We start from the raw sequence: 26,254 nt of genomic DNA, 5'->3' as shown, positions 1-26,254 counted from the left end.
GCGAGTGAGGAGCGGAGCGCGCGCGGAACGGGACCAGAGCGGTCGTCCCGTGACGCGGGCGTGAGCATCGCAGCGAGCGCCAGCGAGTGAGGAGCGGAGCGCGCGCGGAACGGGACCAGAGCGGTCGCCCCGTGACGCGGGCGTGGGCATCGCAGCGACCCGAGGGCACCGCCGCCACCCCCTTCGTCAACCCCCTGACGAGATCTGTGGACAGGCCGCTGACCTGGGGATTCGGGTGGTGTGCTGGACAGCACTGCGCTAATCTCCGTACACACGTTCGAACGGTGCGGGAGGTGTCGGTGCGCGACTCGATGACGCTTGACGCCGAACCGGATGTGCCGGCGCCGAACGTGGTCGCTGAGCTGCCGGCTGAGGGTCTGGGCGAGCTGAGCCTGACGCTGGACGCCGTCGCCACCGAGGACCTGCACGTGCTCACTGATGGTGAGGTGCTGGACCGGACGGCGCTGCTGGTGGCGGCGCGGAACCGCCTGGACGCCGAGCTCACCCGCACGGTGCGGCACGCGAAGCTGACCCAGGCCGCCGAGCACGACGGGCTGAAGAGCATGCGGTCGTGGTTGATCGGGCACCAGCGGCTGGCGGCCGGAGAGGCCGACCGGCTCGCCCGGGCGGGGCGGGTGCTGGAGTACTTCCCGGCGGTGGCCGCGGGGTTCGCGGCTGGGTCGATCACCGCCGCGCAGGTCGAGGTGATCGCCAAGGTGGCCGGCCCGGGTGAGGTTGCCCGCGCACTGGAGCAGGGCATCGATCTCGCCGAGTTCGATCAGACCTGGGCGGTGATCGCCGCCGGTGCGCCACATGAGTCGTTGAAGGTCGCGGTGCAGCTGTTCGAGGCCGCACTGGACCCGGACGGCCCGGAGCCGGACCCCACCGAGGGGCGGCGGCTGAGCATCGCCAAGCACGCCGACGGTTCAGTGACCGGCCGGTTCGACCTGGATGCGGTGGGCGGGGAGAAGCTGCAGGCGGCGGTCGAGTCGATCGTGCAGGCGAACCGCCCGAAGGGTGACACCCGCACCCGGTCCCAGCAGCAGGCTGATGCCCTCGTGCAGTTGTGTGACAACCAGCTCGCCTCGGGTGGCCTGCCGACGTTGCGGACGGTCAAGCCGCACGTGGTGCTGCAGCTGGACCTGGACGACGCAGTCGATCCGGCCACTGGCCCCGGCGCCGCCCAGACCGGGTTCGGTGCCAGCATCTCCGCCGCCCGTGCCCGCTGGCTGGCGTGCGACGGCAGCATCTCCCGGATCGTGATGGGCTCCGACGGGGTGCCGCTGGACCTGGGGCGGGACCACCGGGTGGTCACGCCCGGACTACGGCGGGCGGTCGAGCGCCGGGACAAGGGGTGCGTGTTCACCGGATGCGGCGCCCCGACCTGGTGGTGCGATGTGCACCACCTGATCCACTGGCTGCACGGCGGCGAGACATCGCTGACCAACTCCGCTCTGCTGTGCGAACGGCACCACACGAAGGTGCACCACGGCTTCCGGGTCGAGCGACAACCCGACGGCCGGTGGCGCACCTGGCGCCCCGACGGCACCGAGATCCTCATCGGACCACTGCTCACCTGATGCAAGCAGCACTGCGGCCGGGTCGGTCCTCACCGACCCGCACCGCGCTGCCCGCCGCCAGGACGCACACTGCGGCTGCGAGGATCGCTGCGTGCCCGAGCCGACCACCACCTCACTCGACATCGACGCGCTGGCGGGGCGGACGTTCGACGCCGTCCTGTTCGACATGGACGGCACGCTGATCGACTCGATGAGCGGTGCGTTGGCCGCCTGGGACACCTGGGCACGGGAGCACGACGTCGACCCGGCGGTGCTCAGCGAGCTGGGCATGGGCGGCCGCCCGGCCGTCCAGGTGATCGGGCAGCTGCTGGCCGCCGAGCGGGTCGCCGACGCGCTGGCGCGCATCGAGCACCTGGAGATCGAGGCGGCCGCGGAGGGCATCGCCGTGCTGCCCGGCACCGTCGACGCGCTGACCGCCCTGCCCCCGGAGCGGGTGGCGATCGTGACCTCGTGCACCCGAACCCTGCTCGCCGCCCGACTGTCCGGCTCCGGGCTGCCCCGGCCCCGGGAGGTCGTCACCTTCGACGACGTCCAGCACGGCAAGCCCGCCCCCGACCCGTTCCTGCTCGGCGCCCAGCGGCTCGGGTTCGACCCGGCCCGCTGCCTCGCGGTCGAGGACGCCCCCGCCGGGCTCGCCTCCGCCCGTGCCGCCGGGTGCACCACGCTCGCCGTGGGAGACACCCACCCGCACTCCGAGCTGGACGCCGACGCCCACGCACCCGACCTGGCACACATCCGGTTCACCGTCGACCCGGCCGGGATCTCCGTCTCGCCCGCCTGAGTTCCGGTCCCACCACGGGCGGACGCGCGGCTCACCCCGCAGGACGACGACGACACGCCGTCCGCTGCCTACTGTCGGCAGCATGGACCCCACGGCCCTCGAGCGCCTCGCGGCCTGGCTCCGCCGGCACCCGTTCGCCGTGGACACCGGGCTCGCGACCCTGTTCTTCCTGTTCACCACGGTGCTCGGCGCGGGATACGCGGGCGACGCGGGGCTGATCCTCAGCTTCCTGCTGAGCGTCCCCCTGGCCTGGCGGCGCCGGGCACCGGTGCCGGCGGCCGCCGTCGTGGTGGTCCTCTGCCTGGCCCAGCTGGCGCTCACCTCCGACCTCATCCCCGCGGACTTCGCCGCGCTGGTGATGGTCTACGCACTGGCTGCCTACGCCCCCCGCTGGGCGTCGAAGGCCGGCCTGGCCACCGGCCTGGTCGGTGCGGTGCTCGCCGCCGTCACCTACTACACCGGCCCGTACGACCCGGCGTCCCTGGTCGTCATCTCGGGCGCGCTCGGCGTCTCGGTGGTCGCCGCCTGGGCGCTGGGCGACCTGCGCCGGGCGCGGGTGCTCCGGATCGCCGGCCTGGAGGAGCGCGCCCGGCTGCTGGAGCTGGAGCACCAGCAGGAGATGCGGCTGGCCGCGCAGGCCGAGCGCGCCAGGATCGCCCGGGAGATGCACGACGTCGTCGCGCACTCCCTGTCGGTGGTGATCGCCCAGGCCGACGGCGGGCGGTACGCCGGGCAGGCCGACCCGGCGGCGGCCACCGAGGCGCTGGAGCAGATCTCGGCGACCGGCCGGCAGGCGCTCACCGACATGCGCTCGCTGCTCGGCGTGCTCCGCGAGGGCGACGGGCAGGAGTTCGCCCCGCAGCCCGACATCGCGGCGATCGACCACCTGGTGACCGACGTGGCGGCCAGCGGGCTGGACGTCGACCTGCTGGTCGAGGGCTCCCCGCAGCCGATGCCCGCCGGCGCGCAGCTGGCCGCCTACCGGATCGTGCAGGAGTCGCTGACGAACGTGCTCAAGCACGCCGGCCCGGCCGGCAAGGCGTGGGTACGTCTGCACTGGCGCCCGGACTGCCTGGAGCTGTCCGTGCTGGACGACGGGCGCGGCGCAGCGGCGGCGATCGCCGACTCCGACGGCCAGGGCCAGGGGCTGCTGGGCATGCGTGAGCGCGCCGAGCTGCACGGTGGCCGGCTGACCGCCGGGCCGCGACACGGCGGGGGGTTCGGGGTGCACGCCGTCCTGCCCTACCGTTCGGCCCGATGAGCAGCACATCCGCCGCCGGCCCCATCCGCGTCGTCCTCGTCGACGACCAGCAGCTGGTGCGCGCCGGCTTCCGCATGGTGATCGACTCCCAGCCCGACCTCACGGTGGTGGGCGAGGCCGGCGACGGCGCCGCGGCGGTGGAGCTGCTGCGGTCCACGTCGGCCGACGTCGTCCTGATGGACATCCGCATGCCGGGCACCGACGGGATCGCGGCGACCCAGCAGGTGACCGCCCTCCCCGACCCACCGAAGGTCGTCGTGCTGACCACCTTCGACCTCGACGAGTACGTGATGTCGGCGATCGGTGCCGGGGCCAGCGGCTTCCTGCTGAAGGACGCGCCGCCGGAGGAGATGCTCACCGCGGTCCGCACGGTGCACGCCGGTGACTCGGTGATCGCAGCCAGCTCCACCCGGCGGCTGCTGCAGCACGTCGCCCCCATGCTGCGCGGGGCCGGATCGACCGGCGCCGTCCAGCCGCACGACGACCGGGCGCTGGCCGAGCTGACGCCGCGGGAGAAGGAGGTGCTGGTGCTGATGGCCTACGGCGCCACCAACACCGAGGTCGCCGAGCGGCTGTTCGTCAGCGAGGCGACGGTGAAGACGCACGTGGGCCGGGTGCTGGCCAAGACCGGCAGCCGCGACCGGGTGCAGGCCGTGGTGCTCGCCTACCGCACCGGCCTGGTCGCCCCCGCCGACCTGCTCCGCGACGCCCCGGCCTGAGTCACCCGCCGGGGCACCGGTCGTCGCCGCTGCGCTCCTGCACGGCGCCGACGATCAACCCGCAGGATGACGGTGGGTCCTCCTGCGGGCGCAGCGGCGCGCCCGCAGACACCAGCCCCGGCGGCGACGCGCGGTGACGGGCCGGGACGAGAACGTGGTCACCGTCAACGACCGCGTCCGTCCGGAGGCCCGAAGTGTCCGTCCCCGTCCTGTCCGTCCCCGGCGAGCCGCCGGCTGCCGGCTACACCGCCGCCGCCCGCGCCCGCGGGCTGCGCAAGACCTACGGCGCCGGGGAGACCGCGGTGCACGCGCTCGCCGGCGTCGACGTCGACTTCGAGCGCGGCGCCTTCTCCGCGATCATGGGCCCCTCCGGCTCGGGCAAGTCCACGCTCATGCACTGCCTCGCCGGGCTCGACGCCGCCACCGGTGGCCAGGTCTGGCTGGGCGACACCGAGCTGACCAGCCTGCGCGACGAGCAGCTGACCAAGCTGCGCCGCGAGCGGATCGGCTTCGTCTTCCAGGCGTTCAACCTGCTGCCGGTGCTCGACGCGCAGGAGAACATGCTGCTTCCGATGCAGCTGGCCGGGCAGCGCCCCGACCAGGCCTGGATGGACGACGTCGTCGAGCGACTGGGCCTGCGCGACCGCCTGCACCACCGCCCGTACGAGCTCTCCGGTGGCCAGCAGCAGCGGGTCGCCGTCGCCCGCGCGCTGCTCCCCCGCCCCGACGTCGTCTTCGCCGACGAACCGACCGGCAACCTGGACTCCCGGTCCGGCGCCGAGGTGCTCGACCTGCTGCGCTCCAGCGTGCGGGAGACCGGTCAGACCGTCGTCATGGTCACCCACGACCCGGTGGCCGCCTCCTACGCCGACCGCGTCGTGCTGCTCGCCGACGGCCGGCTGGCCGGCGAGCTGCAGCAGCCCACCGTCGACTCGGTCATCAGCGCGCTCCGCGGGCTGGGGGGCTGACGACGTGCGCACCGGAGCCATGTCCACAGTCACCAGGGCGAGCATCCGCGCCCACGCGGGCCGGCTGGTCGCCTCCACCCTGGCGATCGTCATCGCCGTCGGCTTCGTCGTCGCCACCCTGGTGCTCAACGAGACCACCCGCGCCACCGTGCTGGAGGCGGCTGGCGCCGAGTACGTCGACACCGCCGTCGTCGTCACCACCGAGGACTACGAGGGGCTGGCCGACGCCACCGACCGGGTCGCCGCGGTCGACGGCGTGCAGGCGGTCGACCCCACCTGGGAGACGTCGGCCCAGATCGTCCCCCCGGGCCGCACCGGAGCCCAGTACGCGCAGGTCGAGTCGGTCGCCGGCGAGCCGTCGCTGCGCTGGCAGCACCTGACCTCCGGCGCCCTGCCGGTCCGCCCGGGTGAGATCGCGGTGAGCGAGCGGGTGGGCGCCGAGGTCGGCGACGTCCTGCCGGTCACCGTCTACGACGACGAGGGCACCGCGACGACCGTCGACGCCACCGTCACCGGCGTCGTCGACCTGCGCGGCGACCCGACCGCCGGCCTGTACGGGCGGCTGTGGGCCACCCCGGACCAGACGCAGGCGTGGGGTGCCGTCGAGCCGACGGAGCTGCGGGTCGCCGCCACCACCGGCACCGACCCCGCCGCCCTGGCCGACCGCATCCGCGCCACGCTGACCGACGACGCACTCACCGTCCGCACCGGCACCGAGCAGGCCGAGCACGCCGCCGCGGAGTTCACCGGCGACGCGGAGGTGCTCACCACCGTCCTGCTCGTCTTCGGCACCGTGGCCGTGCTGGTGGCCGGGCTGGTCATCGCCAACACCTTCGCCGTGCTGCTGGCCCAGCGGACCCGCGACCTGGCGCTGCTGCGCTGCGTCGGTGCGACCTCGCGGCAGATCCGCCGCAGCGTGCTCGGTGAGGCCGCCGTCACCGGGCTGGCCGCCTCGGCGCTCGGGGTGCTCGCCGGGATCGGGCTGGCCGCGCTGGTCTCCGCGATCGCCGGTTCCACCGACTCGCCCATCCCGCTGTCGGGGGTCTCGGTGCCGCTGTACGCGGTGCTCGCCGGCCTCGCCGTCGGCACCCTCACCACCCTGCTGGCCGCCATCGCCCCCGCGCGGGCGGCCACCCGGGTGGCGCCGCTGGCCGCGCTGCGGCCCACCGACCCGGCGCCGCTGCGCTCCCGCGGCGGGGTGCTGCGCCTGGTCCTCGGGCTGCTCCTGGTCGTGCCGGGCGTGGCGCTCATGGTCTACGGCGTCGGCGCCGCGGAGATCCTGATCACGCTGCCCGGTGGGGTGCTCAGCGCGCTCGGCGGGCTGCTGCTGGCCCAGCGGGCGGTGCCGCCGGTGGTCGCGGCGGCCGGCCGGCTGCTCGGCCGCGCCGGCGGGCTGCCCGGCCGGCTCGCCGCCGGCAACGCCTCCCGCAACCCGCGCCGGACGGCGGCCACCGCCACCGCGCTGATCATCGGCGTCACGCTCACCACGGCGATGGTGGTCGGCGCCTCGTCCACCCGGGCGACGGCGCAGGCGGGCCTGGCAGCGGCCTACCCCACCGACGTGATCGTCCAGGGTGGCGGCACCGAGCTGCCCGCGTCGCTGTCGGGGCAGCTGGAGTCGGTGGACGGCGTGGTCGCCACGACCACCCTGGCCGGGGGCACGGTCACCGGCCCGGACGGCTGGGAGACCTGGGCCCTCGGGGTCGACCCCGAGCAGGCGCTGCCGGTGCTGCGTTCCACCGCGGACACGACGCTGCCCGCCCTGGGTGAGGTCGCCCTGTCCCGCTGGACCCGGGAGAGCTGGGGCACGGGGGTGGGCGACCGCGTGACCCTGACCGCCGGCGACCGGTCGCGGGAGCTGGCGGTGGTGGCCGGCGACGGCGACGCCCCGCTGCTCAACGATGCAGACCTGCGCGCCCTGGTGCCGGACGCCGTCCAGGACACCGTCTGGCTGCGGCTGGCCGACGACGCGGACCAGACCGCGGCCATCGACGACGTGACCGACCTGGCCGGTGCCGTCGTCCCCACCGCGTGGGTCACCGGCCTGGCCAGCGAGCGGGCGGCGATCGACCAGGTGGTCGACGTGCTGCTGCTGGTCGTCACCGGGCTGCTCGGGGTCGCCGTGCTCATCGCGCTGATCGGCGTGGGCAACACCCTCGCCCTCTCGGTGGTCGAGCGGCGCCAGGAGAGCGGGCTGCTGCGGGCCCTGGGCCTCACCCGCCGCCAGCTGCGCGCCCTGCTGGCCTGGGAGGCGGTGCTCGTCGCCGGGGTGGCCGCGGTGATCGGGGTGCTGGTCGGTGGCGCCTACGGCGCGGCCGGCGCGGCCTCGGCGCTCGGCGAGGTGGGCGAGGTCGTGGTCAGCGTGCCGTGGCTGCAGGTGGCGGCGATCGTCGTCGTCGCCACGGTGGCCGGGCTGCTCGCCTCGGTCCTCCCCGCCCGGCGCGCGGCGAAGACCCCGCCGGTGGCCGCGATCGCCGGCTGATGAAGGACCTCCTCCTCCCACCCCCTCGCACGCTCGGGGGGCGGGGGGGTGGGAGGAGGCCACCCGGGCCCCGTCCACTCCGGGGGCGGGGCCCGGGGGTCGGCTGCGCCACCTTTCCGGGCAGCACACAGCCGAGTCGGGGATGCTGGAGGGCGTGCCCGTTTCCCGCCGCGCCGCTTCCCTCACCGCCGCCGCTGCCCTCGCCGGTGGCGTGACCTGGCTGGCCCGGGCCGCCTGGGGCCTGCCGACGGCGCTCGGCGCGAGCCAGCGCCGGCTCCGCCCGATCGTGACCGGCTCCCCGCAGTACGCCGACGGGAAGTTCCACAACAGCATGCCGACCCCCGCGCTGGAGCCGGCCAACGCCCGCAACGGCCTGCTCCGCCAGTGGCACGAGGACCGGCACAAGGGCCTGCCCGGCGCGCCGATCCCGCTGGCCACGCCGGAGGTGCCCGAGGAGGCCGGCGACCTCGCGGTCACCTGGTACGGCCACTCGAGCGCACTGCTGGAGATCGACGGCCGGCGGGTGCTGCTCGACCCGGTCTGGGGCGAGCGGGTCTCGCCGTCCCCGGTGTTCGGACCGGCCCGGCTGCACCCGGCGCCGGCGCCGATCGCCAGCCTGCCCGCGGTCGACGCGATCCTGATCAGCCACGACCACTACGACCACCTCGACCTGCCCTCGGTGCGCGCGCTCGTGCGCACCCAGTCCGCGCCCTTCGTCGTCCCGCTGGGCATCGGTGCCCACCTGCGCCGCTGGGGCGTGCCCGAGGACCGGGTGGTGGAGCTGGACTGGGACCAGGCGACGACGGTCGCCGGGCTGACCCTCACGTGCACCGAGGCCCGGCACTTCTCCGGCCGCTTCTTCGCCCGGGACACCACGCTGTGGTCTTCCTGGGTGGTCACCGGGCCGCAGCGACGGGTCTTCTTCGGCGGCGACACCGGCTACACCCCGGCCTTCGCCGGCATCGGCGCCCGGCTGGGCCCCTTCGACCTCACCTTGCAGCCGATCGGCGCCTACAACGACGCCTGGCACGCCATCCACATGGACCCGGAGGAGGCGGTCCGGGCCCACGGCGACCTGGGCGGCCGGGTGCTGCTGCCCATCCACTGGGCGACCTTCAACCTGGCCTTCCACCGCTGGGCCGAGCCGGTGCAACGCCTGCTGGCCGCGGCCGGCGAGCGCGACGTGCAGGTCGTCGTCCCGCGGCCCGGCGAGCGGGTCGACGTGCTCGCCCCGCCCCCGCCGACCGACTGGTGGAGCGCGGTCGGCTCGGCCGACACCGAGTCCGGCCCGGAGAGCGGGCTGGTCGGCACGGTGGCCGCGCGGGCGCGGCGGGGACGGCTCAGCTCCCGCCGGTGAGCCGGGCGAGGACCGCGGGGAGCCCCGTCAGGTCCTCGACCTCGTGCTCCGGCTGCGGGCCCGCCGGGTCGACCCGGTGCCCGGGGCGGGCCACCCGGACGACGGCCAGCCCGGCCTCCAGGGCGCCGCGGGTGTCCCGGGCGGAGGCGGGCACGTGCACCTCGACGCCGGCGGCGGCCGCCCGCCGGTAGATCTCCGGGTGCGGCTTGTAGGCGCTGAGCCGCTCGCTGGTGAGCACGGCGTCGTCGGCGACGAGCGCGGCGGCCCGGGTGCGGCGGAACAGCACGTCGTCCACGTTGGAGAGCACCCCGACCGTGTGCCGCTCGGCCACCAGCGGCAGCGCCCGGCCGACGTCGGGCCACAGCGGCCAGTCCGGCAGCGAGTCGAGCAGGGCGAGGACGTCGGTCGTCGGGTCGGCGTCCAGCCCGCGCGCGGCGTAGGTGGCGGCCAGCGCCCGGCGGCAGTGCTCGGCGAAGGGCACCCACTCGGCGGTGTCGGCCTGCGACGCCTTGTTCCGGGCGTCCCAGTCGTCGTAGAGGTCGCCGCCGTCGACGTCCCAGCCGTGGCCGGTGGCGAGCGCGGCTAACGCCGCCGACCCACCGGTCCGGGAGTCGATCAGCGCACTGAACAGGTCGAACGTCACCAGCACAGCGTCAGTATGGCCCCGTTGCAGGGTCCCGCCGCGAGCCTGCGAGTGGCGGGGGGGGCAACGGGGCCCTTCGTCAGCGCAGCAGCTTGGACATCCGCCGGTCCGCCAGCGGCTTGCCACCGGTCTGGCAGGTGGGGCAGTACTGCAGCGAGGTGTCGGCGAAGGAGACCTCGCGGACGGCGTCCCCGCACACCGGGCAGGGCAGCCCGGTGCGGGCGTGCACCTGCAGCCCGGCCCGCTTCTCCCCCTTCATGGTGGCCGCGCGCTGCCCGAGCTGGCGGTCCAGGGCGCCGGTGAGCACCTCCCGCAGCGCGGCGTGCAGCCGGAGGAGTTCGTCGTCGGTCAGCTTGTCGGCCATCTTGAACGGGGAGAGCCGGGCGGCGTGCAGGATCTCGTCGGAGTAGGCGTTGCCGACGCCGGCGAGCACCGTCTGGTCGGTGAGCGTGCCCTTGAGCTGCGCGTGCTTGCCGGCCAGCAGCGCGCCGAGCTGCTCGGTGTCCAGCGCGAGGGCGTCCGGGCCGAGGCGGGCGATCCCGGGCACCTCGGCCGGCGAGCGGACGACGTACACCGCCAGGCCCTTGCGGGTGCCCTGCTCGGTGAGGTCGAAGCCGTTCCCGTCATCGAGGTGGGTCCGCAGCGCGAGCGGCCCCTTGCCCGGCTTGGGCGGGGCGGTCGGCAGCCCTTCCCGCCAGTGCAGCCAGCCGGCCCGGGCCAGGTGCACCACCAGGTGCAGCCCGGAGACGTCGAGGTCGAGGAACTTGCCGTGCCGCGCGGCGCCGGTGACCTCGAGCCCGGCCAGCGAGGACAGCGGCGGGTCGAAGGTCTTGATCGCCTGGACCGCCGCGAGGTCGATGCGCGTCACGGTCCGGCCGACGGCGTTCTCCCGCAGGAACGCGGCCAGCGCCTCCACCTCGGGCAACTCGGGCACCCGCCCATGATCTCCAGCGGCGCCACCCCCGGCACCCCCTGTTCCGCCGAAATGGCCATTTCGGCGGAGTCTGGCGCCGCCTTGATGGCCATTTCGGCGGGGGTCAGGGTCAGGGGACTGCGGCGGCCATCCGCTCGACGATCGTGCGGAGCACCGGCCGCGGCGTGGCCAGGGTGAGCCGCACGTGCCCCGCGCCCGCCGTGCCGCACTCGGTGCCGTCGATCAGCGCCACCCCGGCCTCGCGGCGGAAGAACTCTCCCAGCGGCTCCCCGACCCGCAGCTCCCGGCAGTCCAGCCAGGCCAGGTACGTGCCCTCCGGCGGGGTGTACCGCACCTGCGGCAGGTGCTCGGCGAGCAGCTCGCCCAGCAGCCGGCGGTTGCCGTCGAGGTAGCCGAGGACGCCGTCCAGCCAGGGCCCGCCCGCGCGATAGGCAACCGTGTTCGCGATCGCGCCGGGGGTGGAGCAGCCGTGCTCGGGCCGCTCCCCCACCTCGGCCCAGTGCGCGGCGTCGGCGTCGTTGGAGAGCACCAGTTGCGCGCACTTGAGGCCGGGCAGGTTCCAGGCCTTGGACGCCGACGTCGCGGTCACCGTGTGCGCAGCGGTGAGCGGCGACAGCGACGCGTAGGGCCGGTGCACCTGCCCCGGGTACACCAGCGGCGCGTGGATCTCGTCGGCGAACACCCGCGCCCCGCGCCGCGCCACCACCTCGGCCAGGTCGAGCTGCTCGGCCTCGGTGAACACCCGGCCGAGCGGGTTGTGCGGGTTGACGTGCACGAACAGCCCACCACCGGCCAGCGCCCGGTCGATGCCGGCCAGGTCGTAGGTCGGCCGGCCGTCGGCGCCGGGCACCATCGGCACCTGCACGACCTCGCGCCCGCACTCCCCGGGCACCCGCAGGAACGGCATGTAGGCCGGGGTGGGCAGCACCACCGGCGCGCCGGGCGGGGTGAAGTGGTCGATCGCGGCGGTGAGCCCCGCGACGACGTCGGCCAGCGGCGCCACCCGGTCGGCCGGCACCGTCCAGCCGTACCGCTCGGCCTGCCACCGGGCGCAGGCCGCGGCCAGGTCCTGCTGGACGGCGGCCGGCAGGTACCCGAACGCCGCGGCGTCGACCGCCTCGTGCAGCGCCCGGGTCACCACCGGCGCGGTGCCGAAGTCCATCTCGGCGACGAACGCGCCGATCGCGGTCCCGTACTTCGTCCACTTCAGGCTGCCGGCGGCACGCAGCGAGTCCTCGCTCAGCGCGTCGAAGGAGGCCGCGTCGAAGGAACCAGCGTCGAAGGAACCGGCGTCGGAGGAGACAGCGAGGTCGTCGGTCACCGGGCCAGTCTCACCCCGGGCCCGCGCGGAGCCGGGGCGGGGCGAGGTCCAGGGGGCGGCCGGCCGCGGCGTCGTCGGCGAGCCGGCTGCCCCAGGCCGCCAGACCGGCGTCGTCCACCCCGTGCCGGCGCGCGGCCACCCCGGCGGTGGACAGCGAGCGCACCCCCCGACCGAGCAGCGCGGCCGCGCCGGCGGCGTTGCCCCGGGCGGCGTGGGTCAGCCCGACGGCCAGCTGGGCCAGCCCGCGCCACAGGTCGCGCTCGTCGTCCGGGCCGGACTTCCAGGCGTCCTCCAGCACCTCGTGGGCGTGGAAGGGGCGGCCGGCGTCCAGCAGCTGCTGGGCCTCGGCCAGCGACTCCGCCGGCTCCCGGACGACGCCCTCGGGAGCCCGCGGCTCCCCGACCGCGCCGTGGGGCAGCGGCCGGCCGAGGGCGTCCCGGGGCCGGGCGTTGCGCGCCCGGCCCGCCGCGTCGCGGTCCCGGCCGGTGCTCATCGCAGGACGGTGGTCAGCCGGACCCGCACGCCCTCGTCGGTGGGGGTGATGTCGACGTGGTCGCACAGCTGCCGGGCCAGCCACAGCCCCATGCCGCCGAGGGAGAGGTCGTCGCCGTGCGCCGGCCCGTAGCCGATGAACGGGTCCTGCAGCCCGGCGCCGCGGTCGGTGACGGTGCACACCAGGCGGTCGGCGTCGATCCACAGCCGCAGGTCGACCGGCGGGCGCCCGTGCCGCAGCGCGTTGGTGGTCATCTCGTCGACGGCGAGCAGGAAGTCCTCCAGCGCCGGCGCCGACCCCCGCGGCAGGCCGACCGCGGCGGCGCGGGCGGCCAGGTCGCGACGCAGTCCACGCAGGTCGCGCACGCCGTCGGCGCGAACCAGCGGCTCGGTCCGCTCCAGCGGCTCGGGCGGGATCGGCAGCGCGGTCAGGTACTCGGCGGGGTCGACGTGGTCGGGGTTGGGCCGGAGCTCGCCGTCGACGACGACGAACGGGTGGGTCGCGACGGCGGCGACCACGAGCGGCTCGGGCACCCGCCGGGTGTCGACCAGGCAAAGCACGACCAGCGCGTCCTCGCCCAGCTCGGCGGCCTCGGTCAGCGAGTGGTCGAGCACCGCGTCGTAGCGCTGCCACTCCCGCCAGGTGTCCGGGTCGGGACCGGGCCGCGGCTCGAGCACCACCCGGACGACGCCGCCGTCGCCGCGGTGCTGCTCACCGAGCCGGCGGACGGCGGTGATGGCCGCGGCCGGCCCGTTCCCGTACACGTCGGCCCAGGCGGCCCAGGTGATCCCCGGCCGGTCGCCGAGCCGCTCCCGCAGCAGCGCCGCGGTGGGGTCGGTGCTGACCACCACGACCGGCTGCCCGGCCGCCAGCCCGGCGTCGACGAAGGCGACCGCACCGTCGACCAGCTGGGCATCGGAGGAGGCGACGAGCGCACGGTGCACCCCGGGCCCTGCTGCCTCGTCCATGCGTGCGGTTCTCCGTCCTGCCGATCGTCTGCCACCCCGTGTATCGGCAGCGTGTCCCCGGGCTCCCTACCCGGCCGCGACGCAGCCAGTCCTCGGTCCGGCCACGCCCCCCGGACGGGTGGCCCGGGGGGCACCGTCCCCCGGGACGCCACCCCCGGAGCGGGTTGCGGATGGGAGTCGTCCGTGCAAGATGGACCACGAGGACGGCGCCATCCCGGTGACCCGCCCCCGCAAAGACCCGCGGTCGCCAGCGACCGGTCCGGACCTGGAGGGGGTGGCCGTGGCCGCACCAGCACAGCCGGCTCCACCACGAGCGTCCGCGGCGCCGCACAGCGGGTACGCGCTCGACGCCGACGCTGCGCGGGCCCGCATCGCCGGTACCGCCCTGCGGGCCTCCCCTCCCGGCCGGGTCGGACTGGAGCTGGAGGCCCACGCCGTCGACCTGGCCGAGCCGGCCCGCCGGGTGCCCTGGGCGCGGGTGCGCCGCGCCGTCGCGGACCTGCCCCCGCTGCCCGGCGCCAGCCTGGTCACCCTCGAACCGGGCGGCCAGGTCGAGCTGTCCGGTCCGCCGCTCCCGGACGTCTCCGCCGCGATCGGCGCGCTGCGCCGCGACCACGCGGTCGTCCGGGCGGGCCTGCGCCGGGCCGGGCTCGGGCTGGCGGCGCTGGGCGCCGATCCCTGCCGGCCGCCCGGGCGGGTGTCCCCGGGGCCCCGCTACGTCGCGATGGCCGAGCACTTCGGCGCCGTCGGGTGCGGCCGGGCCGGCCTGGCGATGATGACGGCGACCGCCTCGCTGCAGGTCAACCTGGAGGCCGGGCCGGAACGGGGATGGGCCGACCGGGTGCGGTTGGCGCACGCGCTCGGTCCGGTGCTGGTGGCGGTCTCGGCGTGCTCGCCGCTGCTGGCCGGGCGGGAGACCGGATGGCGCTCCAGCCGGCAGCAGGTCTGGGGCGACCTCGACCAGGCGCGCTGCGGTCCGCTGCTGGGCCGCACCGACCCGTCGGCCGAGTGGGCCGCGTACGCGATGGCCGCGCCGGTCATGCTGGTCCGGAACGCCGGCGGCGGGGCGGTTCCGGTGCGCGCCCGGGTGCCGTTCGCCGACTGGCTGGCCGGCGCGCCGCTCGACCGCCGGGCCCCGACGGCCGATGACCTCGACTACCACCTGACCACGCTGTTCCCGCCGGTCCGGCTGCGCGGGTTCCTCGAGATCCGCTACCTGGACGCCGCCCCGGCCCGCTGGTGGCCGGCGCTGGCCGCGGTGACCGCGGTCCTGCTGGACGACCCGGTCGCCGCCGCCACGGCCGCCGCCGCGACCGAGCCGGTGGCCGGTGCCTGGACCCGGGCGGCCCGGCTCGGGCTGGCCGATCCCGCGTTGCACCGCGCCGCCCGGGCCTGCCTGGCCGCCGCGGCCGGGCGGGCCCCGATCGACCTGCGCCGCGAGGTGGAGGCGCTGGCCGGCCTCGTCGACGAGCACGGCTCCCCCGGCGACGCCCTGCTGTCCACCGCCCGAGCCCGCGGCCCGGCGACCGCGCTCCGGGCGGCCGCCGACGACACCTCCGAGGAGGAGACGTGACCGACCTGCGCGAGCAGCTGGCCCGGGAGCTCACCGCCGCCCGGGACCGCACCCTGCACCTGACCGACCTCGACGAGCCGGAGCTGCTGCGTCAGCACTCCCCGCTGATGAGCCCGCTGGTCTGGGACCTCGCCCACGTCGGCCAGCAGGAGGACCTGTGGCTGCTGCGCGGCGGCGACGCCGCGTGCCGCGGCGTGCTGCCGCCCGACGTCGAGCAGCTCTACGACGCGTTCACCCACCCGCGGGCGACCCGGGACCGGCTGCCGCTGCTGCCGCCGGTGGAGGCCCGCGCCTTCTGCCGGGAGGTCCGCGGGCGGGTGCTGGACCGGCTCGACCGGTTCACCGCCGAGGACGACCCGTTCGACGTGGCGATGGTGGTCAGCCACGAGCAGCAGCACGACGAGACCATGCTGCAGACGCTGCAGCTGCGCACCGGCCCGGCGGCGCTCGGCCCGGGCACCCCGCTGCCACCGGGCCGACCGGGCCTGGCCGGGACGACGGTGCTGGTGCCCGGCGGGGAGTTCATCCTGGGGGTGGACGGCGCCGATGAGCCGTTCTCGCTGGACAACGAGCGGCCCGCGCACCCGGTCGAGGTCCCGGCCTTCCGGATCGGGCGGGTGCCGGTGACCAACGCCGAGTTCGCCGCGTTCGTCGCCGACGGCGGGTACGAGCAGCCGCGCTGGTGGTCGGCCCGCGGCTGGGCGCACCGGTGCGCGGCCGGGCTGAGCGCACCGCAGTTCTGGGGGCGCGGCGGCACCCGCACCCGGTTCGGGCTGGTCGAGGAGGTGCCCGCGGACGAACCGGTCCAGCACGTCACCTTCTTCGAGGCGGAGGCCTACGCCGCCTGGGCCGGCGGCCGGCTGCCGACGGAGGTGGAGTGGGAGAAGGCCGCGGTCTGGGACCCGGTGCGCCACCGGCGCCGCCGCTTCCCGTGGGGCGACACCGACCCCGCCCCGGGGCTGGCCAACCTCGGCGGGCAGGCGCTGCGCCCGGCGCCGGTGGGGGCCTACCCCTCCGGCGCCTCGGCCTACGGAGCGGAGCAGCTGATGGGCGACGTGTGGGAGTGGACCTCCTCGGACTTCGCCCCGTGGCCCGGCTTCACCCCGATGCTGTACGCCGACTACTCGGCCCCGTTCTTCGGCGGCGACTACAAGGTGCTCCGCGGGGGCTCCTGGGCCGTGGGCCCCTCGGTCGTGCGGCCGAGCTTCCGCAACTGGGACCACCCGGTGCGGCGTCAGGTGTTCAGCGGGTTCCGGCTGGCCTTCGACGCATGACCGGAGCCGCCTGATGTGCCGTCACCTCGCCTGGCTGGGTCGTCCGCGGACGCTGGCGTCGCTCACGCTGGAGCCGCCGTCGTCGCTGCTGGTGCAGTCCTACGCCCCACGCCGGCAGCGGTACGGCACGGTCAACGCCGACGGCTGGGGCGTGGGCTTCTGGGCGCCGGGCCGGGTCGAGCCGGCCCGCTGGCGTTCGGCCCGCCCCCTGTGGGGCGACGCCTCGTTCGCCTCGGTCGCCCCGGCCGTCTCCGCCGGCTGCGTGCTGGCCGCCGTCCGGTCCGCGACGGTGGGCATGCCGATCGAGGAGAGCGCGGTCGCGCCGTTCACCGACGGCCGGTGGCTGCTGTCGCACAACGGCCGGGTCGACCGCGCCGTGCTGCCGCCCACGACCGACGCCGAGTCCACCGTGGACAGCGCGCTGCTGGCCGCGCTGGTGTTCCGCCGGGGTCTGGCCGCCCTCGCCGACACCGTCCGCGAGGTCGGCGCCGCCGACCCCGGCGCCCGGCTGAACCTGCTCGCCGCCGACGGCGCCCGGCTGCTGGCCACCACCTGGGGCGACACCCTCTCGGTCCTGGTCACCGACGAGGGGACGGCCCTGGCCAGCGAACCCTGGGACGACGACCCCCGGTGGGCGTGCGTCCCCGACCGGACCCTCGTCGAGGTCACCCCCGACGGCCTCACGCTCACCCCGCTGGACGGATCGGAGCCCGCCCCGTGCCCTTCTCGCTGACCGACCACCTCGGCCCGGTCGACACCGGCGCCGCGCTGCGCGCCGACGCGCTGGCCGGCCTCACCTCGACGCCGAGGACGTTGCCGCCGCGGTGGTTCTACGACGAGCGCGGCAGCGAGCTGTTCGACGAGATCACCCGGCTGCCCGAGTACTACCCGACCCGCACCGAACGGGCGCTGCTGGCGGACCACGCCGGGGAGATCGCCACGGCCACCGGCGCCGACACGCTGGTCGAGCTGGGCAGCGGGACGTCGGAGAAGACCCGGCTGCTGCTCGACGCCCTGGCTCGGGCGGGCACCCTGCGCCGGTTCGTGCCGGTCGACGTCGACCCGTCGGTGCTGCGGGCGGCCGGCACGGCGCTGGCCGCCGAACGCCCGGGGCTGGCCGTCGACGCCGTCGTCGCCGACTTCACCACCGGCCTGGCCGAGCTGCCGCGGGAGGGCCGCCGGCTGGTCGCGTTCCTCGGCTCCACCATCGGCAACCTGGAGCCGGCCGACCGCGCCGCCTTCCTGCGCGCGCTCGCCGCCACCCTGCAGCCCGGCGACGCCTTCCTGCTCGGCACCGACCTGGTCAAGGACCCCGACCGGCTGGTGCGCGCCTACGATGACGCGGCCGGGGTCACCGCCGCGTTCAACCGCAACGTGCTGGCTGTGCTCGACCGCGAGCTCGAGGCCGACTTCGACCTCGACGCGTTCGCCCATGTCGCGGTCTGGGACGCCGAGCGGGAGTGGATCGAGATGCGGCTGCGCTCGGTGCGGGACCAGGTGGTGCGCGTGGCCGCCCTCGACCTGGAGGTGCCCTTCGTCGCCGGGGAGGAGCTGCGCACCGAGATCTCGGCGAAGTTCCGCCGCGAGCGGGTGGAGTCCGAGCTCGACGCCGCGGGCCTGCAGGTCACGCACTGGTGGACCGACCCCGCCGGCGACTTCGCCCTCTCCCTCTCCACCCCCGCCTGACCCGGTCCGCCCTGCTCCTCCCGCGGATGCGTGCGCCGCCGGCTCCCGTCGGGGAGTGGCCTTGCGGTGGACCGGTCGCCCGCGGACCCCGCTGACCTAGCGTCGTGCGGGTGAGCGACCACCCCTCCCGCCTCCCCCACGACGACCTGCCCCACGAGGACCTGGGCGACTCCTGGCGGGCGGCCCGCCCCCGCGCGGCCGGCACCCACCTGGACACCGCGGCGTGCAGCCGGCAGAGCACCGCGGTCCTGGACGCGGTGGCGCGGCACGCCCGGCACGAGGCGGAGCTCGGCGGCTACGTCGCCGAGGCCGCCGCCGAGGGGCTGCTGCAGCAGGGCCGGTCGGTCATCGGCGGGCTGGTCGGGATGGCCGCCGCCGACGTCGCCTTCACCACCAGCGCGCAGGACTCGCTGCGCACGCTGCTCGCCGGGTGGCGGCTGCCCGCCGGCAGCACGGTCGCACTGCTCCCCAACGAGTACTGGCACAACGTCACCGCGTTCACCGCGGCCGGCCTCACCCCGGTGCTGCTGCCCACCGACGACCTGGGCCGGGCCGACGTCGAGGGGGTCGAGCGGGCGCTCCGCGCGGACCCACCCGCGCTGGTGCACCTCACCGTCGTGGCCAGCCACCGGGGCGTCGTCCAGCCGGCCCGGGAGATCGCGGCGGTCTGCCGGGCCCTCGGCGTCCCGCTGGTGCTCGACCTGGCGCAGGCGCTGGGCCAGGTCGACTGCGACCTGCCCGCCGAGGTCGCGTACGGCACCTCGCGCAAGTGGCTGGCCGGCCCCCGGGGCGTCGGGTTCCTGGCGGTGCGGCCGTCGATCACCGCGCGGATGACCCCGCAGACCGACCCGGGGCTGTACGACGACGACGGCGCGGGCGTCGACCACGCCCGCTGGTACGAGGCCCGGGAGGCGCACATCGCCGGCCGGGTCGGGCTGGTGCTGGCCGTCGGGGAGCACCTCGCCGCCGGGCCGGACCGGGTGCGGGCCCGGCTGGCCGCGCTGGGCCGCGCCACCCGCGAGCTGCTGGACGGGTGCGGCGGCTGGGCGGTGGTCGAGCCACGCGAGGAGCCGACGGCGATCACCACCCTGCGCCCACCGGCCGGTGCCGACGTCCGCGGGACCGTGCAGCGGCTGCGGGTCGAGCACGGCGTCGTCGTCACCGCCGTCGGCCGGGAGCGGGCCCGGGCGGAGCTGAGCGGCCCGGTGCTGCGGGTGTCACCGCACCTGGACGCGGCACCGGCGGACCTGGAGGTGCTGGCCCGCGCGCTGGCCGGCTGAACCCGGATCCGGGGGCGCTGCATCCAGGACCGGGGGTGGTCCGGAAGAACCGGGTGACAGTCCACTCCACCGGAAGGAACGTCACCGTGAACATCTCCCGCCCGAGCGCCCTGCCCGCCGGCGCCACCGGCGCGTTCGCCCTGCTCTTCGCGGCCACCCCCGCGCTCGCCGACTCGCACACCGCGACCGTCTCGGTGCTGCACGGCGTCCCGGACACCCCGGTCGACGTCTACGCCGACGGCGAGCGGCTGATCGACGACATCGAGCCGGGCTCCCTCGCCGGGCCGCTCATGCTGCCCGGCGGGGAGTACGACCTCGAGCTCTACCCGGCCGACGCCGCGGACGCGTCCGGCGACCCGCTGCTGTCGGCCATGGACGTGGCGGTCCCGGCCGGCGCGAACGCCACCGTCGTCGCGCACCTCACCGAGGCCGGCGCGCCCGCGCTGACCCCGTTCGTCAACGACACCTCCGCGGTGCCCGCGGGCGAGGGCCGGCTCACCGTGCGCCACGTGGCCGCTGCGCCCGCGGTCGACGTCCGGGCGGGTGGGGAGCTGGTCGTCGACGGGCTGACCAACCCGGACGAGGAGTCCCTGACCGTCCCCGGCGGTACCGTGAGCGCCGACGTGGTGGTCGCCGGCACGGACACCGTGGCGATCGGCCCGACCGACCTGACCCTGGCCGAGGGCACGAACACGGTCGTCTACGCGTGGGGCAGCGAGGAGGCCGGCTACGAGCTCGCGGGGCAGACCGCTCTACGGTCGGACCGTGCGGTCCGCCGCTCCCCAGGAGCCCCTCGACCCGGACGATGACGTCGCCCGACGGTTCCGCGCGGGCGATGAGCAGGCCCTGGCGGTGGCCTACGACCGCTGGGCCGGCACCGTGCACGGCATGGCGGTGCGGGCGTTCGGTCCCGGGCCGGACGCCGAGGACGTCACCCAGCAGGTCTTCATCAGCGCCTGGACCGGCCGGGCCGGCTACTCGCCGGACCAGGGACCGTTGCCGGCCTGGCTGGTCGGCGTCTGCCGGCACAAGATCGCCAACACCTGGGCGCGCCGGGAACGGCAGCGCCGCTCGACCGAGGCCGCCGTCGTCGACGCGCAGCGCCGGCCGGCAAGCGGCACGGCCGACGGGCTGGACGCCGCGGTCGCCGACCGGGTGCTGCTGCTCGGCGAGTTGGACCGGATCGGGCAGCCGCAGCGGACCATCATCGAGCTGGCGTTCTTCGCCGACCTCACCCACGCCCAGATCGCCGACCGCACCGGTCTGCCCCTGGGCACCGTCAAGAGCCACATCCGGCGCACCCTGGAGCGCCTGCGCAACCGCTTGGAGGTGGACGGTGCCGCACTGCACCCCTGAGCAGCTGGCGCTCGCCGCCCTCCGTGAGCCGCTGCCCCCCGAGGACGCCACCCACCTGGCCGGCTGCGCCGAGTGCCGGGCCGAGGTCGCCTCGCTGCAGCGCAGCGTCGACGTCCTCGCCGTCCCCGAGCTCGCCGCGCCCGGCGAGCCGCTGCAGCCGCCGCCCGGCGTGTGGGCGGCCATCGCCGCCGCGACCGGCGTGGCGGCGGCTCCCGCGTCCGCGTCGCCCCCGAACCACGTCCAGTCACTGGCGGACGGCGAGGACGAGGGCGAGGACGACGGCGAGGACGAGGGCGACGTCGTGCCGTTGAGCCCGCGGCGGGCACCGGCCCGGCGCTGGCTGGCCGTCGCGGCGGCCCTGCTGGTCGGCGGGGTGGTCGGGGCCGGCACCGTGGCGGTCCTCCAGGACGACCGCGGGACCGTGGTGGCCCAGGCCGGTCTGGACCCGCTGGACGGTGAGGAGGCGTCGGGCCGGGCCGAGGTGCGCGAGGCCGCCGGGCGCCGCTCGCTGCGGATCGACCTGGCCGCGCCGGCGCTGACCGACGGCTACTACGAGGTGTGGCTGCTGCGGCCGGACGTCTCGGGCATGGTGCAGCTCGGCACGGTCACCGACGGCGCGACGTCCCTGCCGCTGCCCGACGGGGTCGACCTGGGCGAGTACCCGGTGGTCGACGTCTCGGTCGAGCCGCTGGACGGCGACCCGACCCACTCCGGCGTCTCCGTCGCCCGGGGTGAGCTGAGCCGCTGACGGCCGCGGCACGGGGTTCCGGCGCTGCCGGGACCCCGTGCCGGGCGGAGCGTCAGACGACGAACTGCGCGACCCGGCTCTCCAGGTCCGCGGCCCGGCCGGCCAGCTGGTCGGCGATGCTGCGGGTGGCCTCGACGCGCTCGGCGCTGGTCTCGGCCGAACCGGTGACCGCCTCCGCGCCGGAGGCGATGTCCCGGCTTCCCTCGGCTGCGACGCCGATGTTCCGGTCGATCTCCGCTGCTGCGGCGGTCTGCTGCTCCACCGCCGCGGCGATGGTCGCCTGCAGCTCGTTGATCTGCCCGACGGTCTCCCCGATCTGGGCGATCGCCTGCACCGCCTGACCGGAGTCGGCCTGGATCGCCTGAATCCGCATCGAGACGTCCTCGGTGGCCTTCGCGGTCTCCTGGGCCAGCTCCTTGACCTCGGTGGCGACGACGGCGAAGCCCTTGCCGAGCTCCCCGGCGCGAGCCGCCTCGATGGTGGCGTTGAGCGCCAGCAGGTTGGTCTGCTCGGCGATGCCGGTGATCACCTTGATGACGTTGCCGATCTCGGCGGAGGAGTTGCCGAGCTGGTTGAGCGTGTCGTTGGTGCTGGCGACGATCCGGACGGCGTCGTCGGCGACGGCTGCGGCCTGCTGGGCGGAGCGGGAGATGTCGCGGATGGAGGCGGTCATCTCCTCGGCGCCGGTGGCCAGCTGCGCGACGTTGCCGGAGACCGACTGGGCGGTCCCGGAGACCGTGTGCGCGTGGTCGACGCCGGTGCGGGAGGCATCGACGACGTCCGCGGTGGCGGTCGTGAGCTCGCGGACCAGGCCGGTCATCGAGCCGGCCGAACCGATCACGTCGGCGACCATCTCGCGCATCCGGGACACGCCCTGGGACAGCGCACCGCTCAGCTGACCGAGCTCGTCCTCGGACGTGCGGTCGATCTGGTAGGTCAGGTCGCCGCGGGCCAGGGCATCGGCGGCCGCGCGCACCGGCTCGATGCGGCTGCGGATGTCGCGGGCGATGAACCAGCCCAGTCCGACCGCGAGCAGGACACCGGCGGCCAGCAGGACCAGGGTGAGGGTCTCCGCGGAGGAGAAGCTGTCGCCGATCTTCTCGCGGCTGGCCTCCTCGTCGGCGACCAGCGCGTCGGCGAGCTCGCCGACCTGCGCCTGCAGCTCCAGGTACGCCGCGGTGGCGATGTCGCCGAGCTCCTGGGCGTTGGGAAGCCCGGCCTGCAGCCCGGCCTGGTAGGCGGCGTCGGTGTCGACCATCTCGACCCACTGGTCGCGCAGCGCCTCGGCCTGCGCCCGGAACTCCGCCGGGACCGTGTCGACGACGGCGGCGACCGAGGCATCGGTGGCGGCCTTCGACTCGACCTGCAGCCCGCCCTGCAGCTGGGCGGTGGCCAGGTCGCCCGTGGCGGCGCTCAGACCGGCGACCAGGCCGTGCACCGAGTAGGACTGGTAGTCGTCGGTCAGCTGCTGGAGGTGCGCCAGCGGGGTGACGTCCCGGGCCGAGAGGTCCTCCACCTGCCCGTGGATGGAGTTCATCTGCCCGACGTTGGTCAGACCGAGTGCGACCAACAGAGCAGCGACGCCGAGGAAGGCGGCGATGAGCTTCGTGCGCACGCTGCGGCGCAGGAAGGAGGGGGTGAGCGACGACACCGAGGTGGCTCCCGAGATGAGATCAGTTGGTCCTCCCGTCATCGGCCGGTCTCGTACCGGACTGGAGTCGAGCTGCGACTACGACCGTGTGATCTCCACCGAAGGGGTCACCGGAACGCTGCCGGGCAGTGGCCGCTCGAACGCCCGCCACCCAGGTGGTCCGCACGACCGGTCCCGACGACGACCCCCAGGTGCTCGACCAGGGCGCCCGCGACGAGGACGAGCAGCAAAGCTGACCCACTCCGCCCCCTGGGTCCACCGCGGCCGAGGGGCGCCCCTCCGCGCCGGCCGCCGACGCAGGTCCCTTGTGCCCGCGGCACGATGAGATCTATGGTTCGTTACATGAGTAGTGAACCAACGGGCCGCCAGGCTCGTCTCGTTGGTGCCGGGGCGACGTGAACGAGGACGCCGGCCCGATCTTCCGGCAGGTCGCGACCCAGCTCGAGGACGCGATCGTCGACGGCTCCCTCCCGGAGGAGAGCCAGGCCCCCTCGTCCAACGAGCTGGCCGCGTTCCACCGCATCAACCCCGCAACCGCCGCCAAGGGCCTGAACCAACTGGTCGCGGACGGGGTCCTCTACAAGAGACGAGGAGTGGGGATGTTCGTCGCCACCGGCGCCCGCGAGCAGCTGCTGAAGCGGCGGCGCAGCGAGTTCGCCGACCAGTACCTGACGCCGTTGCTGGTCGAGGCCGAGAAGGTCGGGATCAGCGTGCCCGAGATCGCCGCCATGCTCCGGGAACGGACGGGTCGGCCATGAGCACCGCCGCGACCCTCGACCGGGTCACCATGCGGTTCCGGGGCCACACCGCCCTGACCGACGTCTCCGTCGGCTTCCAGGCCGACACCATCACCGGGCTGCTCGGGCGCAACGGCGCGGGCAAGACCACCTTGATGCAGCTGCTCACCGGGCACCGCGTGCCGACGTCGGGTCGGGTCGAGGTGCTGGGCGGTCGCCCCTACGAGAACGACGCCGTGCTCAGCCAGGTCTGCTTCATCAAGGAGGGCCAGCGCTATCCCGACCACTTCCGGGTGCGGGACGCCGTCGACGTGGCCGCGACGCTGTACCCCCGCTGGGACCGGGACCTGGCCGAGCAGCTGCTGGACGACTTCGACCTGCCCCGCAAGCGGGCGGTCAAGAAGCTCTCCCGCGGCATGACCTCCGCCGTCGGCGTCGTGCTCGGACTGGCCTCACGCGCGCCGCTGACCCTCTTCGACGAGCCGTACCTCGGACTGGACGCCGTCGCCCGGCAACTGTTCTACGACCGCCTGCTGGCCGACTACGCCGAGCACCCGCGGACCGTCGTGCTCTCCACCCACCTGATCGAGGAGATCAGCGACCTGCTCGAGCACGTCGTCCTGATCGACCGGGGCCGGGTGCTGCTCGACTCGGACGCGGAGACCCTGCGGGCCACCGCGCTGACGGTGTCCGGCTCCGCACCCGCGGTGGCCGCGTTCGGCGCCGGACACCAGGTGCTGCGCACCGAGTCCCTGGCCGGGCACGCACGCGCGATCGTCCGCGCCGGCTCGCTCGCCGACCGCGAAGCCGCCAGCCGAGCAGGCCTCACCGTGGAACCGACGCCGATCCAGCAACTGGTAGTCGCGCTGAGCCAGGCCGCCACCGGCGGGCCGGGAGCCCCCGGCGACCGGGCCCTCGAGGAGGTCTCCCGATGAACCGCGTCCTGGCCACCGCCCGCATGCACCTGGCGCACCCGCTGGTGATCCTGGGCGTTCCGTGGATGGTCGTCACCATCAGCTTCCTGATCAACCTGGGCATCTGGGGACTGGGCGACGTCGCCGCGCGGGAGCCCGGCGGCGGGACCACCGGCGGGCTCGCCTCGCTCTACATCACCGTGCTCATCGTCTTCATCCAGGCGGTGACCCAGATGTTCCCCTTCGCCATGGGCGTGAGCCTCAGCCGGCGAACGTTCTACCTGGGGACCGCCCTGGTCGCCGCCGTCCAGTCCCTGGGGTACGGCATCGCCCTGACGGTGCTGCAGGCCATCGAGAGCGCCACCGGTGGTTGGGGCGTCGGACTGCGCTTCTGGGCCCCTGGCCCCCTGGACGTGGGCAATGCGGCGCTGCAGGCGCTGGTGTACGGCCTGCCCATGCTCGCCTGCGCGTTCCTCGGCATGGCGATAGGTGTCGTCTACAAGCGGTGGGGGACGGCCGGCATGTGGGCGCTGGGCATCGGCGCGCTCCTCCTGTTCGGCGGACTGACCATCCTCATCACCGGCTTGGACGCGTGGGCGACCGTCGGCCGCTGGCTGGGCGACCACAACGTGCACACCTACACGTTGCTGCTGCCCACCGTTGCCGCGGTGGCGCTCGCCGGCTTGTCCTGGGCCGGGTTGCGCCGCGCCGTGCCCTGACCCGAGGACGGCGAGGCGAGTGGCCGGTCACCCGAGGTGGCCGGCCATTCGCCTGCCCGGGGGGCGACGCCCGATCAACGTCACGCGTCGCTCACCGGGCTCCCCGCAGCGGGGTGCCCGGTCCTTCCGGTGCCGAGAGACCAGGGCCACCGAGAGACCAGGGGCCACCGAGAGAACGGAGCCCTCGAGAGAGCTGAAGCTCTCGGAGAACGTCGCCGACCCGCCTGTCGCGACGAAACCCCGCCGACCATCAACGGGCCCACCCGTGAACCGCATTGACGAGCATGCCCGGCGGCGCCACCGGATCGTCGCCGCTCATGGACGCGGTGGGCCGGCGGTTCTTCCGTCACGTGACGCCGATCGGTGGGTGCCCGCCGTGCCCGGGAGCTTGGTGCCCCTCTCGGCGCCGCAGGCGGGCGGGGCTGTCCGCGTGGACTCCACCGCCGAGGCCGGGACGGGCGCTGGCGTGTGGGCGGCTCGTGTGCCCACGGCCTGCGCTGTGCTCGCGGCGCGGACGCCGGCCCTCGCGTGGCCGGTGACCGTCCCCGCACAACGGTGCGGCCGGTGACCGTGCCCGCAGAACGGTGCGGCCGGTGACCGCGCCCGCACAGCCGTGCGGCCGGTGACCGTGCCCGGAAACGCCGGAACGGGGCCGCAGCCTGTGGCTGCGACCCCGTTCCGGGAAAGATTGTCCGGCGGCGTCCTACTCTCCCACCCGGTCCCCCGGGCAGTACCATCGGCGCTGAAAGGCTTAGCTTCCGGGTTCGGAATGAGACCGGGCGTTTCCCTTTCGCCATGACCGCCGTAAC

Annotated in this window: 24 protein-coding genes and 1 rRNA gene; 18 read left to right on the top strand and 7 right to left on the bottom strand. The window is 75.5% G+C overall.

The genetic code is table 11. The annotated features are described in order from the left end of the window. Nucleotides 1–377: 377 nt before the first annotated feature. The 7 genes from ACI783_RS18385 to ACI783_RS18355 all read left to right on the top strand — a co-directional run bounded on the left by ACI783_RS18385 (nt 378) and on the right by ACI783_RS18355 (nt 9,148). Nucleotides 378–1,580 (top strand): DUF222 domain-containing protein, encoded by a 1,203-nt coding sequence (locus ACI783_RS18385; RefSeq protein ID WP_457141792.1) that lies wholly within the window; start codon nt 378–380, stop codon nt 1,578–1,580. Between the two features lie 91 nt (nt 1,581–1,671). Next, nucleotides 1,672–2,361, top strand: coding sequence for an HAD-IA family hydrolase (locus tag ACI783_RS18380; RefSeq protein WP_457141791.1), 690 nt, complete (start codon nt 1,672–1,674; stop codon nt 2,359–2,361). An 82-nt stretch (nt 2,362–2,443) separates the two neighbouring features. Further along, a complete protein-coding gene (locus ACI783_RS18375; RefSeq protein ID WP_457141790.1) occupies nt 2,444–3,622 on the top strand; it encodes a sensor histidine kinase in 1,179 nt (392 codons plus the stop codon). Next, nucleotides 3,619–4,341: a response regulator gene (locus tag ACI783_RS18370; RefSeq protein WP_457141789.1), complete on the top strand. Its 723-nt coding sequence runs from the start codon at nt 3,619–3,621 to the stop codon at nt 4,339–4,341. Before ACI783_RS18375 ends, ACI783_RS18370 begins: the two co-directional genes overlap by 4 nt. Before the next feature lie 194 nt (nt 4,342–4,535). Beyond that, nucleotides 4,536–5,309 (top strand): ABC transporter ATP-binding protein, encoded by a 774-nt coding sequence (locus ACI783_RS18365; RefSeq protein WP_457141788.1) that lies wholly within the window; start codon nt 4,536–4,538, stop codon nt 5,307–5,309. 19 nt (nt 5,310–5,328) lie between these two features. Then, nucleotides 5,329–7,791: an FtsX-like permease family protein gene (locus ACI783_RS18360; protein ID WP_457141787.1), complete on the top strand. Its 2,463-nt coding sequence runs from the start codon at nt 5,329–5,331 to the stop codon at nt 7,789–7,791. A gap of 154 nt (nt 7,792–7,945) precedes the next feature. After that, nucleotides 7,946–9,148: an MBL fold metallo-hydrolase gene (locus ACI783_RS18355; protein WP_457141786.1), complete on the top strand. Its 1,203-nt coding sequence runs from the start codon at nt 7,946–7,948 to the stop codon at nt 9,146–9,148. On the opposite strand, the gene ACI783_RS18350 is transcribed toward ACI783_RS18355, so the two are convergent. The 5 genes from ACI783_RS18350 to ACI783_RS18330 all read right to left on the bottom strand — a co-directional run bounded on the left by ACI783_RS18350 (nt 9,132) and on the right by ACI783_RS18330 (nt 13,507). Then, entirely contained in the window at nt 9,132–9,791 is a 660-nt protein-coding gene (locus ACI783_RS18350; protein ID WP_457141785.1) for a haloacid dehalogenase, read from the bottom strand. The two genes, ACI783_RS18355 and ACI783_RS18350, sit on opposite strands and share 17 nt — an antisense overlap. A gap of 79 nt (nt 9,792–9,870) precedes the next feature. Next, nucleotides 9,871–10,725: an Fpg/Nei family DNA glycosylase gene (locus tag ACI783_RS18345; RefSeq protein WP_457141784.1), complete on the bottom strand. Its 855-nt coding sequence runs from the start codon at nt 10,723–10,725 to the stop codon at nt 9,871–9,873. Between the two features lie 109 nt (nt 10,726–10,834). Continuing rightward, a complete protein-coding gene (locus tag ACI783_RS18340; protein ID WP_457141783.1) occupies nt 10,835–12,046 on the bottom strand; it encodes a MalY/PatB family protein in 1,212 nt (403 codons plus the stop codon). A 10-nt stretch (nt 12,047–12,056) separates the two neighbouring features. Next, nucleotides 12,057–12,539 (bottom strand): DUF309 domain-containing protein, encoded by a 483-nt coding sequence (locus ACI783_RS18335; RefSeq protein ID WP_457141782.1) that lies wholly within the window; start codon nt 12,537–12,539, stop codon nt 12,057–12,059. Continuing rightward, the gene (locus ACI783_RS18330) at nt 12,536–13,507 is read right to left on the bottom strand and encodes an anti-sigma factor RsbA family regulatory protein (protein ID WP_457141781.1); all 972 of its coding nucleotides are present in this window, start codon (nt 13,505–13,507) and stop codon (nt 12,536–12,538) included. Before ACI783_RS18330 ends, ACI783_RS18335 begins: the two co-directional genes overlap by 4 nt. A 280-nt stretch (nt 13,508–13,787) precedes the next feature. Between ACI783_RS18330 and egtA the strand changes: the two genes are divergently transcribed. The 8 genes from egtA (at nt 13,788) to ACI783_RS18290 (ending at nt 21,424) form a co-directional block, all read left to right on the top strand. Then, nucleotides 13,788–15,080: an ergothioneine biosynthesis glutamate--cysteine ligase EgtA gene (gene egtA, locus ACI783_RS18325; protein ID WP_457141780.1), complete on the top strand. Its 1,293-nt coding sequence runs from the start codon at nt 13,788–13,790 to the stop codon at nt 15,078–15,080. Further along, entirely contained in the window at nt 15,077–16,354 is a 1,278-nt protein-coding gene (gene egtB, locus ACI783_RS18320; protein ID WP_457141779.1) for an ergothioneine biosynthesis protein EgtB, read from the top strand. Before egtA ends, egtB begins: the two co-directional genes overlap by 4 nt. Nucleotides 16,355–16,367: 13 nt before the next feature. Continuing rightward, nucleotides 16,368–17,087: an ergothioneine biosynthesis protein EgtC gene (egtC, locus tag ACI783_RS18315; protein ID WP_457141778.1), complete on the top strand. Its 720-nt coding sequence runs from the start codon at nt 16,368–16,370 to the stop codon at nt 17,085–17,087. Further along, entirely contained in the window at nt 17,072–18,040 is a 969-nt protein-coding gene (gene egtD / locus ACI783_RS18310; RefSeq protein WP_457141777.1) for an L-histidine N(alpha)-methyltransferase, read from the top strand. The genes egtC and egtD overlap by 16 nt, the downstream gene beginning before the upstream one ends. Before the next feature lie 110 nt (nt 18,041–18,150). Continuing rightward, a complete protein-coding gene (egtE, locus tag ACI783_RS18305) occupies nt 18,151–19,320 on the top strand; it encodes an ergothioneine biosynthesis PLP-dependent enzyme EgtE (RefSeq protein WP_457141776.1) in 1,170 nt (389 codons plus the stop codon). Nucleotides 19,321–19,406: 86 nt separating this feature from the next. After that, a complete protein-coding gene (locus tag ACI783_RS18300) occupies nt 19,407–20,129 on the top strand; it encodes a DUF4397 domain-containing protein (protein ID WP_457141775.1) in 723 nt (240 codons plus the stop codon). After that, a complete protein-coding gene (locus ACI783_RS18295) occupies nt 20,086–20,676 on the top strand; it encodes an RNA polymerase sigma factor (RefSeq protein WP_457141774.1) in 591 nt (196 codons plus the stop codon). The genes ACI783_RS18300 and ACI783_RS18295 overlap by 44 nt, the downstream gene beginning before the upstream one ends. Continuing rightward, complete coding sequence (locus tag ACI783_RS18290; RefSeq protein WP_457141773.1) at nt 20,657–21,424, top strand: anti-sigma factor; 768 nt, start codon at nt 20,657–20,659, stop codon at nt 21,422–21,424. Before ACI783_RS18295 ends, ACI783_RS18290 begins: the two co-directional genes overlap by 20 nt. Before the next feature lie 52 nt (nt 21,425–21,476). Here ACI783_RS18290 and ACI783_RS18285 read toward each other — a convergent pair whose 3' ends face one another. Beyond that, nucleotides 21,477–23,075 carry a methyl-accepting chemotaxis protein gene (locus ACI783_RS18285; RefSeq protein WP_457141772.1) on the bottom strand — a complete coding sequence of 533 codons (1,599 nt, stop codon included), beginning with the start codon at nt 23,073–23,075 and terminating at the stop codon, nt 21,477–21,479. 395 nt (nt 23,076–23,470) lie between these two features. Here ACI783_RS18285 and ACI783_RS18280 point away from each other — a divergent pair, with 395 nt between their 5' ends. Genes ACI783_RS18280 through ACI783_RS18270 form a run of 3 tightly spaced genes read left to right on the top strand, consistent with a single transcriptional unit; the run spans nt 23,471 to nt 25,445 of the window. Next, nucleotides 23,471–23,833 (top strand): GntR family transcriptional regulator, encoded by a 363-nt coding sequence (locus ACI783_RS18280; protein WP_457079200.1) that lies wholly within the window; start codon nt 23,471–23,473, stop codon nt 23,831–23,833. Beyond that, nucleotides 23,830–24,747 (top strand): ABC transporter ATP-binding protein, encoded by a 918-nt coding sequence (locus ACI783_RS18275; protein ID WP_457141771.1) that lies wholly within the window; start codon nt 23,830–23,832, stop codon nt 24,745–24,747. Before ACI783_RS18280 ends, ACI783_RS18275 begins: the two co-directional genes overlap by 4 nt. Beyond that, nucleotides 24,744–25,445, top strand: coding sequence for a hypothetical protein (locus ACI783_RS18270; RefSeq protein WP_457141770.1), 702 nt, complete (start codon nt 24,744–24,746; stop codon nt 25,443–25,445). Before ACI783_RS18275 ends, ACI783_RS18270 begins: the two co-directional genes overlap by 4 nt. Before the next feature lie 690 nt (nt 25,446–26,135). On the opposite strand, the gene rrf is transcribed toward ACI783_RS18270, so the two are convergent. Further along, a 5S ribosomal RNA gene (rrf, locus tag ACI783_RS18265) occupies nt 26,136–26,252 on the bottom strand. Nucleotides 26,253–26,254 lie beyond the last annotated feature (2 nt).

The organism is Modestobacter sp. SYSU DS0511, assembly GCF_054050755.1.
The sequence above is the reverse complement of the archived record's forward strand: the minus strand, read 5'-3'. Positions and strand labels throughout refer to the sequence as shown.